The sequence below is a fragment of the Leptospira fainei serovar Hurstbridge str. BUT 6 genome, from assembly GCF_000306235.2.
GTDB lineage: Bacteria > Spirochaetota > Leptospiria > Leptospirales > Leptospiraceae > Leptospira_B > Leptospira_B fainei.
This window is the reverse complement of sequence record NZ_AKWZ02000011.1, coordinates 103,189-118,974: the sequence shown is the minus strand read 5'-3', so window position 1 is coordinate 118,974 and position 15,786 is coordinate 103,189. Positions and strand designations below refer to the sequence as shown.

The window sequence follows — 15,786 nt, the reverse complement described above, 5'->3', positions numbered from 1 at the left end:
CCTCGAAAAGCCAACAAAATAACGATTCTCGGTTGCGCTTTGACCCGAAGAGAAAAATCGGTTTTCCTCAAGTCTCTCCGGTTTTTTCTGGAACTATGGAAATTCAGGATCTCTCCGAGTTCTCCTTTGATCTTCCGGAAGATCAAATTGCAAAGCATCCTTCCTCTCGCCGTGACGGGAGTCGGCTCCTCGTTTTGGACCGAAAACGAAATGCCTTACTTGAAGAAGTTTCTTTCACCTCCGTCCGGAAATATCTCAAGAAGGGGGATGTGCTAATAGCAAATGCCGCCCGAGTTAGTAAGCGTAGAGTTTATTTAAAAACGATTTCAGGGCGTCGACATGAGTCCTTATTTCTTTCTCGAGGAGAAGGCAATATTTGGAAGACTCTAATTCGAAACTCTAAAAAGTTAAGGGAAGGAACTTCGTTGAGGTCGGAGGAATCCGACTCATTCGAATTCATCGTACTGCATAAAAAAGAAGAGTTCACGTTTTTAAAATGTAAGCCCGATTTTCGCGAGGAAGATTTTGAAATCATCGGAAAGATCCCGATTCCCCCGTATTTCAAGCGGGAGAGTTCCGAAGAAGATTCTATTCGTTATCAAACCGTTTACGCTAAGAATTTAGGCTCGGTCGCGGCTCCAACCGCCGGCTTGCATTTCACGCCGGAATTGCTGAGCGAAATTAGGAACGCAGGAATCGATTTTGTGGAATTGGAGTTGAGAGTAGGTTATGGAACATTTCAGCCGCTTTCACCGGAGCATTTTCGAGAGAAGAAACTACACGAAGAATCGTATTTCATTTCTTCGGAAGTCTCCGAAGTTTTAAATTCCGCAAAGAAAACCGGTAGAAGAATCATATCTGTAGGAACAACGACACTCCGAGCTCTAGAATCCTTGTATGATCCGGAAGCGGAACGCTTTCGAGCCGGTGAAGGAACAACCCGTTTGTTCCTCCAGCCCGGAGATCGGATATCAAGTTGTGACGGGCTAATCACGAATTTTCATTTGCCGGAAAGTAGTTTGCTACTTCTAGTTTGCGCGTTTGCAGGCAAAGAACAGGTATTATCCGCATATCGTCACGCTGTTCGAAAAGGATTCCGCTTCTTTTCCTACGGTGACGCGATGTTGCTTCTCTAACACCGATACGAATCTAAAACGATGGAATCGCTTATTTTTATTGAGCAAATCTCCCAGTAAAGAGAGTATGGGAAAGTGTTACGCAAAGTTCTTCCCGCCCAGGCTCAAACTAAATTCAAAGCGCCCAAACCGAAACAACTGAAAGGATTACCCGATTTCCTGGTCTTCCATAAGGAAGAGGTCAGAACTTTTCACCAAGCACTCGAAAATCCGGAGCTTTTTAGGCATATACTGATCACAGGTCCGGAGATAGAATCGAACCTTTTGCAATTCGCTCATTACCTTTCCGATATCGGAAAAAATCGGCCGGTGATCGCAGAACCGACTCCGACTTTATTGTCTTTGGCGGGTTTTCCCAATTCGGACAAATATCGTGCAGGAAGAATTGCCGAGGCGGACGGCGGGCTTTTACTTTTGCCACTTCGTCCTTTAGTGGAAGATCCTGATTTATATTATTTTTTGAAAGGAGTCCTCTTAACCGGAAAGATCGATTTTCTTTCCTTGCCGGAAGGACCTGACTCCCGTCATATCAATCGATTTTATCCGAGCATTCAATCTAGATTTCGACTAATCCTGATCGGAGAAGAAACTGAAGTGGATGCCATTTCGCAGCTGGATCCGGATTTTTACGGGAGCTTCGATTTCAAAATTCATATGCCTTACGAAATCAGTCTGACTGCGGCGTGGTTACCCCTATTTTCGGGTTTGGTCAAATCTTGGGAAAAACCCGGCTATCCTCCGATGGACCAGAGCGCCTTGGATGCTCTTCTAGAGTTGGCGCTTCGTTGGAACGACAGCCAAAGAAGATTGTCCTTACATTTATCCGAATTACGCTCCTTTGTGACGGAAGTTCTCGCTCTTAGTAAAAAAGGCCAAAAAGCGGTCAGCCGCATTCAGATAGAACGTGCCCCCGAAGAAATCCAGAAACGAACCGCTATCCATAAGCGCAAATACATCGAGAATATTAAAGAGGGATTGATTTCAGTCCCGTTGAAAGGAAAGAAAACCGGCCGTATCAACGGATTATCCGTGATCTTATTGCAATCGTCGTTGCTGGATTTTGGGCAAGTAAACCAAGTTTCGGCAAGAGTTTCCTTGGGGACCGGAAATTTAATCAATATCGAAAGAGAAGTAAATCTTTCCGGAGATCTCCATGATAAAGGCGTGTTTATTTTACAATCCTATATCAAAGGAATGTTTTCACACATTCAGTCTTTCGGTCTGGATGCTTCGATTTTGTTCGAACAAAATAGTTCCCCGATTGATGGAGATTCGGCGAGTTGTGCCGAGCTCTTGGCGCTTTTATCGGCTCTTTCGGACCTTGAGATTCCCTGTAATATTGCGGTTACGGGGGCGCTTTCGCAGTACGGCGACATTCTACCTGTGGGCTCGGTGAACATTAAAATACAGGCCTGGTATGATGTCACAAAGCTGAGCGGATCTCCGAGCGATAGATACACGGTTTATATACCGAAAGATAATGTGCGAGATTTGAATTTACCGAGAGAAATACTACATTCGATGCAAAAAGGAAAATTTCGGATCGTTTCCTGTTCTCACGTCGAGGATTTGATTCCTGAAATTTTCGGTGCGCCGGCGGGAAAGATGTCCAAGCCGGGCAAGTATCCTGAGGGGAGTTTGTTCCGAATCATAGAAGAGCGAATCGACCGTAAGAGAGACGCCGAAGAACATTCGTGATAGTCTGAGAAAGACTTGCTTCGTAAGAGCGGCTAAAAATCCTTTAATTGAAACCGGAAATTCCGGGACGGAGAGGGATTGAATGTTCGGCGGAAAGAACTTAGAGAATCTAAAACAGATGAACCAGATGCGAGTTCGGATGAAACGTCTGGAAAAAGAACTGCAAGCATTATCTTTCGAAGGAAAGTCCAAGAACGATTTGGTTATATGTATTTCGGACGGAAAACTCGTGGTACAGGAAGTTCGAATCGAAGACGAGTTATTGGCAAAGAACGACAAAAAACTATTACAGAAAAGTATAAAGCAGGCCGTGAATCAGTCGATCGAATTGGCGCAAAAAGCGGCAGAAGAAAGAATGGGAGAATTTCGCGGATTGCTTTCCGGAACGCCTTAATTCTCTTTTTATAATGGGAATCCCGGAAACCTAACGGGAGCCGAATTCACTTTTAAGAAATCATGAGGACATATCGGATTGGGACTATCCGAAGCCGGTAATTCGATTCCTTGTCCGTCCCCTGCCGAATTCGTTTTTCCGTACGAGAAGGAAATATCTCCGATTCGGTTCGGCTCGGTGTTTACCTGAATTGAATAATTAATTCCATTAAAACTTTTCTTCATTAAAAATAGTCCGGGTGAAGCGTTCACATTTTCCTGATTCAATTTTACGAGCTGAAATTGACCGGGGCTCAATGTAGGTAGCGGGACGATCTCAGGGAGTCTGCTTGGAGTGTATAAACCTTGTAGTTCTATTCCGTCTAGATTTGCCTCAACAAACGGAAATCGGGTAATAATCGAATCGATTGATTGGCGAAGCGCATCCGCTCCGATCATATCCGTGCCCGCTTGAACTGTATCAGGGGACGTGTCCCCGATCGATTGCCATAGAAAGGCGGCGAATATCATGCGAAATGTGTCTCCCGATGTCGACCCCAGAGAATTCACGATAGGGTCTTGGGTAAAGTAGGCTTGAGACGTTCTTCGAAATACTTCGAATAAGCTGCTTGCGTCGACAGCACGAATTCCGGCAATTCCCTGTACACTTGCTTTGAAGAACAGATCTCGTTCTGCGGTATTATCGCCGGAGGAAAGATATATATATTTCATGAACGGATAGGAAAACGCGTAATCGACTACCGAATTGTAGCGAGGCGAGCCGAAAATCGAGGAGCCATTGACCCCTCTGGCACAAGCCCCGGGAATATTTCCTCGATAGCAATTGATTCTGGCCGTTTGGGGGGAATATCCGGCTATATCGGATGCGACTTCGCTTGTCCCTTCGTTAATCCAAGTTTCGTCCCGATTTCCTCCCTGGGCCAATGCGGTCGCCTCATATTGGAAGCGAACCAAGTGCTGGTATTCATGGGACATCGTGGCTAAAAACGTATCCGGTTTTCCGTTTGCCAGATCCTTATTTCTTAGAGCGACTAATTGCACCCCGTCCAAATATAGCATGTCCCGGAAATTGGATCGAATACGGGACGTAAGCGAATCCGGGTAGTAATCGGCAGGGTCGAAATATCCCGCTACAAAGGACCCTCCGGGCGTACTTCCGTCTCGTATATCCAATACTAAGATCGTTACCTTTCCGTTATGATCCAGATCGTTCGGAACCCCAAAAGCCGCCTCTAATCGAGGGTGTATCTGTGCATCGAATTCCGTTGCTATATTCTGATAATTTAATGCACCGGCTAATGACGGTTCCGCGTAAACGTTAATGTATTGTCCCGAAGCGACGAGATTCGTCTGAGTGCAATAGGATGTGTTTGAAACCAAGTCTCTCGCCCAAAACGCACCGTCGCCATTGCAACTGGGAGAAGAAGCGACTAATGACAAAAGTTGGCTGATCGAGGGGGGATATTCCGAATTTTGGGATTTAGATTGAAGAAAGGCCGTGCAAAAATTGACGAATATCGACGGCAGCAGAATAAAAAAGAAAGAACATACCAATCTTGCGGCGCGGAATTTAATCCGACCTCTCGTCCCGATGTGCATCGGTTCCTGTTTGGCGAACCTGTTCATTGGTAGTCGTCTTCCTAAATAGGAATCTGCTTTACTCGTGCGAACCCTATCTTATGGTCAATTAGGAAAGACCCTATTGTTGGAGCAAGTCGCATTGGCCGTTTCGATTTTTTCTCGTTGGAAATATTTTTCCTCGTTTGGAAATTTATTTCTTATATCGTTGTTTTCTTTCCAATGTTCCTTTCGTCCTTCTCCGATAGATCGTACGGACTCTATGGACTACCCCGAAGGGATTACCGCCTTTCCGGAAGACGGAGAATATTTTTCTCAAATTCAAAGTATTCCTACCGGCTTCTACGTAAGACAAATTTACCTTAATACGAAAAGAGAGCGCCCCGAATTTCTTCTTAGTCAACTCTTGGTCACTGAAGCTAAGAATTGGGAAGAAACTAGGTTTGAAGGAAAAATCGTCGCGGACCCCAAGGGAAGGGGGTACCGGTTTCGACCTAAACTTTGCAGAATGTATACGAGTAAGGGCAGCGGAGACCGTTGGACGTTAACTCGCGCTTATGAATGCGACCATTTTGAATTTCTAATATGGAAATCCGGACAAAATGAAATCCGTTTAATTCCGGGACCGGAAGGCGAAGAGGAGGGGATCAAATTGAGAAGATCAGCTTCGTCCGCTCCGAATCGAGTAGCCGCCGTCGTATTGTTTGCTAAGCAGGGAATTTTGGAGATCTGGGGAATGCGTCTTTCCAAGGTTCGAAAAGATGCGGCTCTCGTATTAGAAAAACGGGATGGAAAGAGGCGGAGACTTAGATCCCTGATTACCGTGGAAACTACTGGAGAAATTCAGGCGGATGGATTAAGTATTTCCATTGGTGATCTTATTTTATATACGAATCCCGGGGAAGCCTCCCCTTTGGCCTATGAATAAATCGGATTTTCTATCTATCTAATCCGGTTTCGGAACTTAGAATTTTGCGTAGGCCGGGAAAGACCTTTAGATAGGGTAATTTTTTTCTGAGATCGCTGATTGCCGCATCCGCGACCGCAGTCCCATCCAATTGCAAATGCATGAGTTCGTTTAATCCGTACAGCGGAGCCAAGTTTGAAACTTTGGTCCCTTGCAGATACAATTCCCTTAGTTGTAAACAATTTGCCAACGGTCGAAGATCGGAAACTAGCGTATTCCGAAGCTCAAGATGTCTTACTGCGCACCCTATACCCAGAAATTCCAGCCTAGAAACTTTAGTGTTGGAAAGCTCGATTCGAGTGAGTCGATTCCAGCCCGAATATGTGGCGATATCGATATCATTAATCGGATTTCCGTTAAGAATAATCGAATCCAACTTGAACTGCTTTTCCAACGGTTTAAAATTACGGACTTTGGTTTCGCTAAGATTGATATATCGAAGACGCGGTAGTTGGGGTAACTTTTCCAGTGAGGAGAGATTTGAAAGCGGAAATTCCAAGATTTCCACTTTCTGAAACGAGGAGAGATCTTCGAGCGAAGGAGCTTGGTCAAAGCCCATCCATCGAGTTTCGACCGGATAATAACCTAGTGTCTTTCCCGATTGAGTTCGGATCGGCAATCCTGATTTCGTAGGGAATAAGCATCCGATCAAAATTATCCCTAGAAGAATCCCGGCTCCTCTCATAACTGAATTCTAACCTTGTAGGCTTTCATGGAAACACGAATTTATACTCGATCAATTCTCGGCAAAAGCATCGGGAAATATCGATTTTAGAATGAGACTACAGCTCAATGTATTGATAATTAATTATCAATAATGTTTGACAGATTCAGGGGTCCGAAAAGGCTGAATTCTATGCAATCGACTCGCCGACTTCCAGTCACGGTTCTATCCGGATTCTTAGGCTCCGGAAAAACAACGGTACTCAATCACATTCTGAAAAACCGCGACGGCATTAAAGTTGCAGTGATAGTAAACGACATGAGTGAAGTGAATGTCGATGCGGGCCTGATAAAATCCGGAGGAGCACAACTATCGCGTACGGAAGAAACCTTGGTCGAACTTTCCAACGGTTGCATTTGTTGTACGTTGCGCGAAGATCTGTTAAACGAAGTTTCTAAGCTGGCAAAAGACGGCAAATTCGATTATCTTATTATTGAATCCACTGGTATTGCCGAACCTCTTCCCGTTGCGGAGACCTTTACATTCGAGGACGAAAGCGGTTTTTCTCTCTCGCAAATCGCGGATTTGGATACAATGGTAACGGTCGTTGATGCAGGTAATTTTCTAAAGGATTATTCCTCTTCGGAAGATCTTGCCGATCGCGATCTAGAGGCAAACGAAGAGGACGAGAGAGCCATCGTCGACCTTCTGATCGAGCAAGTGGAATTTGCGAATGTCCTTTTGGTCAGCAAGATAGATTTGGTTTCGAACGAAGAATTAAATAACTTAACGTCCATTTTGAAGCGCTTGAACCCGGAGGCGCTCGTTGTTCCGATACGGGAAGGGGAAGTGGAGCCGAAACTGATTTTAAATACCGGTCGATTCGATTTTTTAAAGGCCGCGGAGGCGCCCGGATGGCTGAAAGAACTTAGAGGAGAACATCTCCCGGAGACGGAAGAATACGGAGTCACTTCCTTTGTTTACCGATCAAGAAAGCCATTTCATCCGCAGAAATTTTGGGACATACTTCAAGAAGAATGGCCGGGAGTAATTCGTTCCAAAGGATTTTTTTGGTTGGCGTCTCGTATGGATTCTGTTGGCGGTTGGTCTCAGGCGGGTGGGGCTTGTCGAACGGAGGACGCAGGACTCTGGTGGGCCGCGACTCCTAGATCGGAATGGCCTGAAGAGGAATTGGAAAGAGAAATCTCGTTCCAATGGCAGGAACCGTACGGAGATCGAAGACAGGAAATCGTTCTAATCGGAGTTGACATGGACCACGCAGAAATCACAAGCTTACTAGACGGTTGTCTCGTGTCTGATGAGGAATTTTCCTGCGGTCCGATAAGTTGGGAATCCTTTTCGGATCCGTTTCCGAAATGGGAAATTCGAAAAGAGGAAGAGCTCGAAAGTCCGTCCAGATAGATTTTCAAGACCGACGAGAATTTGCCCTCGTATTCTAGGATTTATCGTAAATTGTATTCCCATAGTTTACTTGGGATCCCCAAATGAACGAAGATAAGAAAACCGCGTCTCGGAAGACAAAACAGAAAGAAGAAATTTTTCGTGTGATCCAGGATGCGAAGGGTCCTTTATCCGTAAAGGAAATCTACGATCTTTCCAAAATCACATTAAAGAATATCGGAATAGCGACGGTCTACCGGACCGTAAGCAATCTATTAGAATCCGAAAAAATTCACGAGATCAAACTTCCCGGGGAATCCTCTCGTTTTGAAACGAGCCATCTAGAACACCATCATCATTTCCATTGTATCAAATGCGATCGAGTGTTCGATGTGGAAGTTTGTCCTTTCCCGATCGAAAACTTACCTAAAGGATTTCGAGTAGACTCCCATGAGATCATTCTTTATGGGGTTTGCTCCGAATGTAACCTAACCAACAAATGACTGAAAAGATCTTCAAACTACGCGTACTCGGAATGAGTATTGCGTTCCTTGCCTTTTTTTCCTTTTTAGATAGGATCGTTTTCCCTTTTGTTTTATTTCATTTTCCGAACGAATTGGAATGGGACACGTCTCCTTGGTTTAACTTCTTAGAAAAAAGAAATAAGATTCAATTCAACGAGAATGAAGATGGAGTCTTGGTCGTAGGAAGTAGCGTTGCTCTATATTCCGTTTTTCCGGAGAGAATTACCGAACACTTTCAAAAAACCGAAATCGATCCTTCCAAAAAAATAAGAGCCGAGTTTTACGCACATCCGGCGCTTACGCCGTCGGATTTCTATTATTATCGAAAAGATATTGCGTCAAAGAAACCCAAACTCGTTTTTTATGTTTTAAATCCTGCCGATTTTCAATTGGATTACTTAGTCGGCAAGGACGAGCTAGATTCGGGAAGAGTCGATACTTCGGTAGGGTTCGACGAAAAAAGATTATTTTCGGATTTTAGTACCGGCAGACACCAAAATCGAATCTTATATCCGGCGGAGTTTCTGAGCGAAAATATCGCAAATATTTGGAAACTAGGAAAACCGCAATTTTTAGCGCTCTTATCCAGGTCCTTATTTCTTTTAACTCGGTATCGAAGTTTCGTATACGATCCTTTCGACTCGTTTATCGAGCATCATTTCCGCAGCGGTCGGTCTTATCATTATTATACGGGCATTCTGCCGAAAGAAGGAATTTATTTGAGAGGCTGGACCAAGCCCAAATTCCAGATCGGTTGTGAAACGAAGAGCGGGCACCTTCGGGAAAGCATCTTTCTTCAGAATGAAAAAACTCGAATAAGAATCTTTCAGGAAAAGCCAGAGGAAACTCTTATATTCGATAAGACGTTCGAAAAGACGGGATGGGCCAATTTAGATTTAGAGTTCCCGGGAATATCGGATAAGATACTGCTACGGTTTGAAACGGATAAGCCCGTTTCTTCAAACGAAGTCGACACGCGAATTTTCGGGACCGAAGAGATTTACGGGATTCGACTATCGCAGAATTTCTGTCGCAGAGAAATCAGGAGCGATATCTCTTACACGAGAATTCCGGGGGTAGACGATTCTAGAATTGCGGATCTGGACGATGCTACTTATGCGGAAGATTATGAGAAAAGAATCTACCGGAACAAAGACGCGGAATCCGCATTAACTCGTTTAAAAGTGATTAAAATTGCCAAGGAAAAATTAAGCGCTTCTTCGCATTTTTTTACCTGGTCCGAACTGGAATATCTAAAAAAGGGGGTTCAGTATCTGGAAGATCAAGGAGTCAAGGTACTGATAGTGAATTCGGCCGAAAACCCTATGGAGAGAGTCGTATATGAAAACAGCCCTTGGTATAAAGGATACCTTTCGTATTTGCAATCGCTAGGTTCGAAACATTACTCCTTCCGAGACGCTAGGGCCTTAGCGAAGGATAAAAGGGATTTTCTGGATCCGCATCATCTGACCTATTCGGCCGCACAAGCCTCCACGGAAACTTTCTCATCCTGGATCGGCGAAGAAATTCACGCTGAGAAATAAGGAGATCGACGGGTGCAAGAAAATCTGCGCGAAAGCAAGTTTCCGTTACTCGCCGGGAATTTTTACCGGAAAATTTATGATATATTAGAGAATAAGAATATCCTAATCGCTCTTTTTATTCTTATGTATTCGGTTTCTTCCTTGATGGTTTGGAAAAAGTACGATTGGAACCCGACGGCGCAAATTAATTTCGGAAAGGAATATTGCGACTTAAATTCTCCGCAGGTACCTAAGGGGGCGGTCGTTTTTCGCGGGGAGGAGGGAAACTTAGGAGCCGGTTATGACGGCCAAATTTTCTATTTCTATTCCCGAATGATTTCAGGGTTTGCTTTGGATTGGCCCAAAGGTTTTGAAACGAGTGTAAGAGCCCCGAGAATCGGATACCCGTTATTGGCGGCTCCGTTCGGATGGTTCGGGGCGTACGGAACAATCTTCGGAATGTACTTCCTTCACATATTTTTTATGATCTTTTCCTTTTTGGCGATTCGCGATTTGTTGCCGAATCGGAAAAAGATTCTCGCCGTCTTTTATTTACTTTCCCCTTTTGCTCTTGGCAGCTATATACTTTTAGTTTCCGATACGATTCTAATTAGTCTTCTTGTGTTCACTTATTGGGCTTACAAAAAGGAAAGGTATGCATTATTCGCATTATTAGGGGGACTATCGCTTCTTACGAAGGAACAAGCATTATTTTTACTTTTTCCTCTCGGCGTCGATTCGCTTCTTAAGAAAGACTTTCGTCGCAGTCTATGGATTCTTGCTTGTTTAGTTCTTCCCGGGCTCTGGAATATATTTTTAAAATTAAAATTTCCGGAGGCCACACCGACTCGCTTCGCGGAATTTTTCGATCCGTTAGGCGGAATTGCAGGTTATTCGAGGGAGATTTACGGTCTTTGGGCGGGATCCGTGCCTTTGGACGGAGGGTTGTTTCGATCGTTGGCTAAAAAGTTTTCCAGATTTCCCCTGCTTCTTCTGTTTTTAAGCGGTTGCTTTCTTCTTTTCCGAGGGGATTGGAAAAAGGGATTTCCGTTTCGACTGGGATTCGCCATTACTATGTTTTCAATATTCTCCGCAGGCTATATTTTATACTGGGCTACGTATGAAAACATTTCCCGTATGTTTACGGTTTCCATCCCGTTATTGATTCTTTGGCAGGCGGAAGACGATCGAATTGCGCCATGGCATTACTGGGGATTGTGCGGTGTCGTCCTGATCCTATTTTTCGTTAAGATCGCGTTTATCGGCAAACCGTTGACGCACAGTATCTGGTAAGGAATTACTTTCTTTCTCCCATCGAAGATAGTGGGATTTTGTACTGGGCGCTGATTCTAGCGTTCGTATTCGCAAGTTCCGCTTTATTCAGAATAATATCGGTTCCGTCATCGAGCACAATAGAAATGTAATTCTTCTTGGATTCCTTCACTTTTCGCATGAGATCTTTTACGGAAAGAACGGGAGCTCCTTCCACGGATTCGAGAATTCTTGCAAAAACTTCGTGATAACCGTTATTGGATTCGTCGGGTATCACCTGCGATAAGAGAACGATTCTTCCCTCATTATCTCCGGATGATCTGAACTTATGATAATCGTACAAATATAGAAGCTTTTTGTCTATTCGCGATCGCCAATCCTTTCCCCACTCGAGCAGGTAATTTTCCGAAAGATCAACGAAAAGAAAGCCGCCATCCAAATAGAAATCTGGTCGATTGGAAGGATCACGATGGGGAATTCTGATAGAAGTATAAGGAAACGGTTTTAGCGGAAGGTTTACTTCTATTTTCTTTTTTTCCCTAAGTATACTTACCGGAATATTTTTACCAACTTCGTATCCGAATTCATCGCCGATATGCGCGAGAAAGGAAAGAACCTGCTTACCGTAAGACGGATGCTCAAAATAGCCTTTGGAATCGATTTTTTTTCCGCCGAATTCAAGGATCACGTCCCCCGGTTTCAAAACTCCGTCTGCCGAACTTCCGGGAAGAATTTCCGCAACGAGAATTCCTTCATTCTTTCCGTTGATTCCGTAATATGCTTTCGTTGCCTCGTCGGTTACCGGCCGATGTCGAAATCCTTTGTAGGCGATTTGCGAGTTTCCGGAAAGCCCGAGAAATTTACGGATTAAAAAGGAAGGAATAGCCCTGCCTGCGTTTTTATCTCCGCTAAAATCGAATAATATACCGCCGACTTTTCCATTTTCAACGATGACTTCTCCGTTTCCGTTTAAGGTTTCCGTCGAGTTAACGTCTAGGATGGGAAGTTCGATTTGGCCTTGCGGATAGAGATCCAAGTCCAAGCTGAGTAATGCTCCGGTCGCGCTTTGGATAGATCCTGAATTATCCAATTGGTAGATGGATATTTGCTTGGGATAGGAGATACTCGTTTGAAACTCCGAAGGTTTTAGATCTTGGAAAAAACCTTTTTCGTCCACTTTTAGCAGGGCTAAATTCGTTTCCGGATCGATTCGAAAGATTGTGGCTTTGGTTTCCGCGTAGGAGGAAAATTTTTTAACTTCCACTAGAGTCGAGTATTGAAGAATTTGCGCCGGTACTAGAATCTTCTCTCCATCGACGACGATTCCGACTCCTCTTCGAACTCGCGGGTTTTTTTTCTTCCAGGGAGAAATATAATCCGGTTCTTGAAAGGAAACTTTGATCTGAACGATGCTCTTTTCGAATCCATCTTCCGGTTTAGTCTTGGCTGAGACATTCGAAGAGGATGTCTTTAATTCATGAACTTTTTTTGCCGTTGCGACTTTGGAAGATTTTCCGGCCTTAGCCTCTGTAATCGTGAAGGTAAAGAATATCGTAAAAATAATAGAGAAATTACGGAATTTCAAAGTGTTACTCCAACCCATATGTGGAACGGATTTGACGATCGGCGGCTTCCGCTTCATTCCGATCTAAAATTAACGGGAGTTCTACGTCTAGAAACTTCAATCGTAAGTAACGATCCTTTGTCGAGGAGAGGATCTTTTTCAAATCTTCCAGACTATTCACGGGGGTTCCGTTGATGGATTCTACGACCAAATTGAGAAAATAATCGGAGGATGAATTTACCGGATGAGCAAGCTTTCTATAAAGAATTACGTCGGCTTTCTTATAACGATTGATTCGGTCTGCGATGAAATATTTATACCTGTATAAAAATTGGCTACCGCCCGAAGTGCTTCCGGCCCGACTCCAAGTCGCTAAAAGATCCTGAGACATTTCTTGGAAGAGAAGACCGCCGATCATAGCATAGTCGTACGGCGAGTCGTACCGATTTCGCATAAAATCAAAATCGGGCATTCTCTTAGCTTCAAAGGAAATATCGATGAGCTTTCCTCCCCGAAATACCTTGAATTTAATTCTATCTCCGGCATGCTTATTGTCGACGTTTTCGGTAAAATCGACTCTAGCATCCTTATCAAGAGTCGTGGTTCCATTTCTCCCGATCGGACTTCCGTCGATCTCGGTGAGATAGTCCCCTTCCTGTAAATAGCCGTCTGCGGAACCGTGAGGAAGGATTCGAGTAACAAATACGCCTTCCAGGCCTTCGGGGACCCCTTGCGCTTTCCGAAGAGAAGCATTGAAAGAATTCAAAAAACTGATTCCAAGCTCGACATAGCCGTCGTAAGTTCCATCTTCAATATCCACTAAGAAATGTCGGATAACGTTCGTTGGTATTAGATATCCGATGTTTTCTCCTTTGGTGGCCACTTGAAAGGCGACGCCTACGACTTTGTCGCCTTGAATAGCGGGACCGCCCGAGTTACCGGGATTGATTGCGGCGTCTACTTGAAGGACAAGATGACTGTCGACGGAAGAATGAGAATATTCCGATTGTTCTTTTCTTGAAACGATGCCTCGAGTAACGGAAACCTTATTGCCTCCGATCGGATATCCTACGACGATTAAAGGAGAATTTAATTCGGGAATTTCTCCGAGTTCCAAATCGCGGGAATCTTTATAGAATTGTCCGTCTTCGGCTTCCAAGATTGCAAGGTCGCAATCGTGAGCGATAAAGAGAATCTTTACTCGATACCATTCGGTCTGATTATAGCGTTGAACTTGGATGAATTTTGCGTTCGATACCACATGGGCATTCGTAAGGATTCGTTTTTTTCCGATCAGAAAACCTGTTCCGGAGCTCGCGCGCACTCCGTCCGTCGTCCAAGGAGAATAAGGATTAATCGCTTGGGAATAAACTTTGATTTGAACGACCGCTTTTCGAACGCCGTCAAAGTCCGTTTTTTCCTCCGCAAAGGAGGGAAGCGAAAATACTAAAAGAACAAAAGAAACGAATGCGACTTTAAGAATGGGCATCAAACTTCAATGGCCTTCGAATTCGCAGATAGAATAGACATCGACTCCTAACTCCTTCTTCAATTTGGAAGCTCCTCCCAAATCGGGTAAGTCGATAATCACGCCGGCTTCGGTGACCACCGCACCCAAACGCTGCAAAAGTTTCGTTGCAGCGATCATAGTGCCTCCGGTAGCAATTAGATCGTCCATAAGCAGAATTTTATCGCCTGGAAATACGGAATCCTTATGAATTTCAATGATATCCTTTCCATATTCAAGATCATATTCTTGAGCTACGGTTTCCGCAGGCAATTTCCCCTTTTTCCGAATCGGAATGAATCCGGCTCCTAACTGAAAAGCGACAGGAGCACCGATAATAAAACCTCTAGCTTCGATTCCTGCGACTTTCGTGATTCCTTGATTGGAATACCTGTCCACAAAAGTTCCGATAGTAAGTGCTAGACCTTCCGGATCCAATAGGAGAGAAGTGATATCGCGAAAAAGGATTCCTTTTTTGGGATAATCGGGAATGGTACGAATTTTTGATTTAACGATGGACATAGGCTCGAAGTCCTATTCCAATCTTCGGAAGCGCGGGAACAATTCTTTTTTGATGAAGCCGCCCTTATTTAGGGCGGCTATCAACCTAATTTTAATATGCTTTCGCTCTTAAGGCAGCAATTCTTTCCTCTAATGGAGGGTGGGTAGCAAATAAGGAAGCTAATCCGCCCCCGCGATTAGATATCTTCAGAGTCGCGATCGATTCTCCTCTCTGATCTACCGGATCTACAGTAAAGGCAGCCTTGAGCCTTTCGAGTGCGGCAATCATATTACTTCTTCCGGCTAATTTTGCACCGCCGGCATCCGCACGGTATTCTCTCGCTCTTGAAACATAGGCTACCACGATGGAACCCAATAATCCGAACACCATCACGAGTACTTGTTGAATCATAAACCGCATAAAGAAGCTTCCGCCCCCGCGATCGTCATCGTTCCTACTGAGTTGAGAAGCAATTAGAGTGCTCACAATCCAGGCAAAGAAAAACACGAACGAGTTCACTACGCCTTGTACTAAGGTCATAGTCACCATATCTCCGTTTGCTACGTGAGAAAGTTCATGTCCTAGAACTCCATCGATTTCTCCGCTATCCATTCCATTTAAAAGTCCGGTAGAAACGGCCACTAGCGCGCTAGACCGGCTTGGCCCGGTGGCAAAGGCGTTCACTTCCGGAGATTGATAATATCCCACTTCCGGCATCGGTAGGCCGGCCGCGTCCGCGAGTCTTTTTACTCGTGCGACTAAATCTCTTTGCCATCCGGTCGCCGTACGGGGATCTACAATCTCGACTCCCATCGACATCTTAGCGGTAAATTTGGAAATGAAGAGCGAAATAAATGCACCGCCCATCCCCCATATCGTGCAGAAAAGAAGCAACCCTCCGTACGAAATACCCGATTTTTCCAGATAACTGGCGAGACCGGTAATTCTTATTATGAATGCGATCGTCGCTATTACTGCGAGGTTTGTTATCGCAAACAATCCGAATCTACGAATCATCCACATAGGTGACTTTTTCTCCTTATATAGAAACGTTCGG

The 15,786-nt window shown here is 44.5% G+C and carries 14 protein-coding genes; 8 read left to right on the top strand and 6 right to left on the bottom strand.

From position 1 onward, the window contains the following. Positions 1 to 95: 95 nt before the first annotated feature. From queA to LEP1GSC058_RS18275, 3 genes are all read left to right on the top strand, one after another. Complete coding sequence (queA, locus tag LEP1GSC058_RS18285; RefSeq protein ID WP_039948860.1) at positions 96 to 1,136, top strand: tRNA preQ1(34) S-adenosylmethionine ribosyltransferase-isomerase QueA; 1,041 nt, start codon at positions 96 to 98, stop codon at positions 1,134 to 1,136. Between the two features lie 75 nt (positions 1,137 to 1,211). Beyond that, positions 1,212 to 2,834 carry a S16 family serine protease gene (locus LEP1GSC058_RS18280; protein ID WP_016551229.1) on the top strand — a complete coding sequence of 541 codons (1,623 nt, stop codon included), beginning with the start codon at positions 1,212 to 1,214 and terminating at the stop codon, positions 2,832 to 2,834. An 82-nt stretch (positions 2,835 to 2,916) separates the two neighbouring features. Continuing rightward, entirely contained in the window at positions 2,917 to 3,228 is a 312-nt protein-coding gene (locus LEP1GSC058_RS18275) for a YbaB/EbfC family nucleoid-associated protein (RefSeq protein WP_016551110.1), read from the top strand. A gap of 8 nt (positions 3,229 to 3,236) precedes the next feature. Here the strand turns inward: LEP1GSC058_RS18275 and LEP1GSC058_RS18270 are convergent, their stop codons facing one another. Beyond that, positions 3,237 to 4,853 (bottom strand): peptidase M30, encoded by a 1,617-nt coding sequence (locus LEP1GSC058_RS18270; protein WP_016551381.1) that lies wholly within the window; start codon positions 4,851 to 4,853, stop codon positions 3,237 to 3,239. Between the two features lie 37 nt (positions 4,854 to 4,890). Between LEP1GSC058_RS18270 and LEP1GSC058_RS18265 the strand changes: the two genes are divergently transcribed. Continuing rightward, positions 4,891 to 5,733: a hypothetical protein gene (locus LEP1GSC058_RS18265; RefSeq protein WP_232224748.1), complete on the top strand. Its 843-nt coding sequence runs from the start codon at positions 4,891 to 4,893 to the stop codon at positions 5,731 to 5,733. Between the two features lie 10 nt (positions 5,734 to 5,743). Here LEP1GSC058_RS18265 and LEP1GSC058_RS18260 read toward each other — a convergent pair whose 3' ends face one another. Continuing rightward, complete coding sequence (locus LEP1GSC058_RS18260; protein WP_016551246.1) at positions 5,744 to 6,457, bottom strand: leucine-rich repeat domain-containing protein; 714 nt, start codon at positions 6,455 to 6,457, stop codon at positions 5,744 to 5,746. A 171-nt stretch (positions 6,458 to 6,628) separates the two neighbouring features. Here LEP1GSC058_RS18260 and zigA point away from each other — a divergent pair, with 171 nt between their 5' ends. From zigA to LEP1GSC058_RS18240, 4 genes are all read left to right on the top strand, one after another. Continuing rightward, positions 6,629 to 7,858: a zinc metallochaperone GTPase ZigA gene (gene zigA, locus LEP1GSC058_RS18255; RefSeq protein WP_016551333.1), complete on the top strand. Its 1,230-nt coding sequence runs from the start codon at positions 6,629 to 6,631 to the stop codon at positions 7,856 to 7,858. Positions 7,859 to 7,941: 83 nt separating this feature from the next. Further along, positions 7,942 to 8,340 carry a Fur family transcriptional regulator gene (locus tag LEP1GSC058_RS18250; RefSeq protein ID WP_016551288.1) on the top strand — a complete coding sequence of 133 codons (399 nt, stop codon included), beginning with the start codon at positions 7,942 to 7,944 and terminating at the stop codon, positions 8,338 to 8,340. Next, positions 8,337 to 9,905 (top strand): hypothetical protein, encoded by a 1,569-nt coding sequence (locus LEP1GSC058_RS18245; RefSeq protein WP_039948806.1) that lies wholly within the window; start codon positions 8,337 to 8,339, stop codon positions 9,903 to 9,905. Before LEP1GSC058_RS18250 ends, LEP1GSC058_RS18245 begins: the two co-directional genes overlap by 4 nt. 12 nt (positions 9,906 to 9,917) lie before the next feature. Then, positions 9,918 to 11,177 (top strand): AZOBR_p60025 family cell surface glycopolymer formation protein, encoded by a 1,260-nt coding sequence (locus LEP1GSC058_RS18240; protein ID WP_016551338.1) that lies wholly within the window; start codon positions 9,918 to 9,920, stop codon positions 11,175 to 11,177. Between the two features lie 4 nt (positions 11,178 to 11,181). Here LEP1GSC058_RS18240 and LEP1GSC058_RS18235 read toward each other — a convergent pair whose 3' ends face one another. From LEP1GSC058_RS18235 to htpX, 4 genes are all read right to left on the bottom strand, one after another. Continuing rightward, positions 11,182 to 12,759 carry a S1C family serine protease gene (locus tag LEP1GSC058_RS18235; protein ID WP_408605711.1) on the bottom strand — a complete coding sequence of 526 codons (1,578 nt, stop codon included), beginning with the start codon at positions 12,757 to 12,759 and terminating at the stop codon, positions 11,182 to 11,184. Next, positions 12,746 to 14,209 carry a S1C family serine protease gene (locus LEP1GSC058_RS18230; protein WP_016551179.1) on the bottom strand — a complete coding sequence of 488 codons (1,464 nt, stop codon included), beginning with the start codon at positions 14,207 to 14,209 and terminating at the stop codon, positions 12,746 to 12,748. Before LEP1GSC058_RS18230 ends, LEP1GSC058_RS18235 begins: the two co-directional genes overlap by 14 nt. Before the next feature lie 6 nt (positions 14,210 to 14,215). Further along, positions 14,216 to 14,749, bottom strand: a complete 534-nt coding sequence (locus LEP1GSC058_RS18225) for an adenine phosphoribosyltransferase (RefSeq protein ID WP_010568512.1) — start codon at positions 14,747 to 14,749, stop codon at positions 14,216 to 14,218. Between the two features lie 91 nt (positions 14,750 to 14,840). Next, positions 14,841 to 15,752 (bottom strand): protease HtpX, encoded by a 912-nt coding sequence (htpX, locus tag LEP1GSC058_RS18220; RefSeq protein ID WP_016551117.1) that lies wholly within the window; start codon positions 15,750 to 15,752, stop codon positions 14,841 to 14,843. Between the last annotated feature and the right edge of the window lie 34 nt (positions 15,753 to 15,786).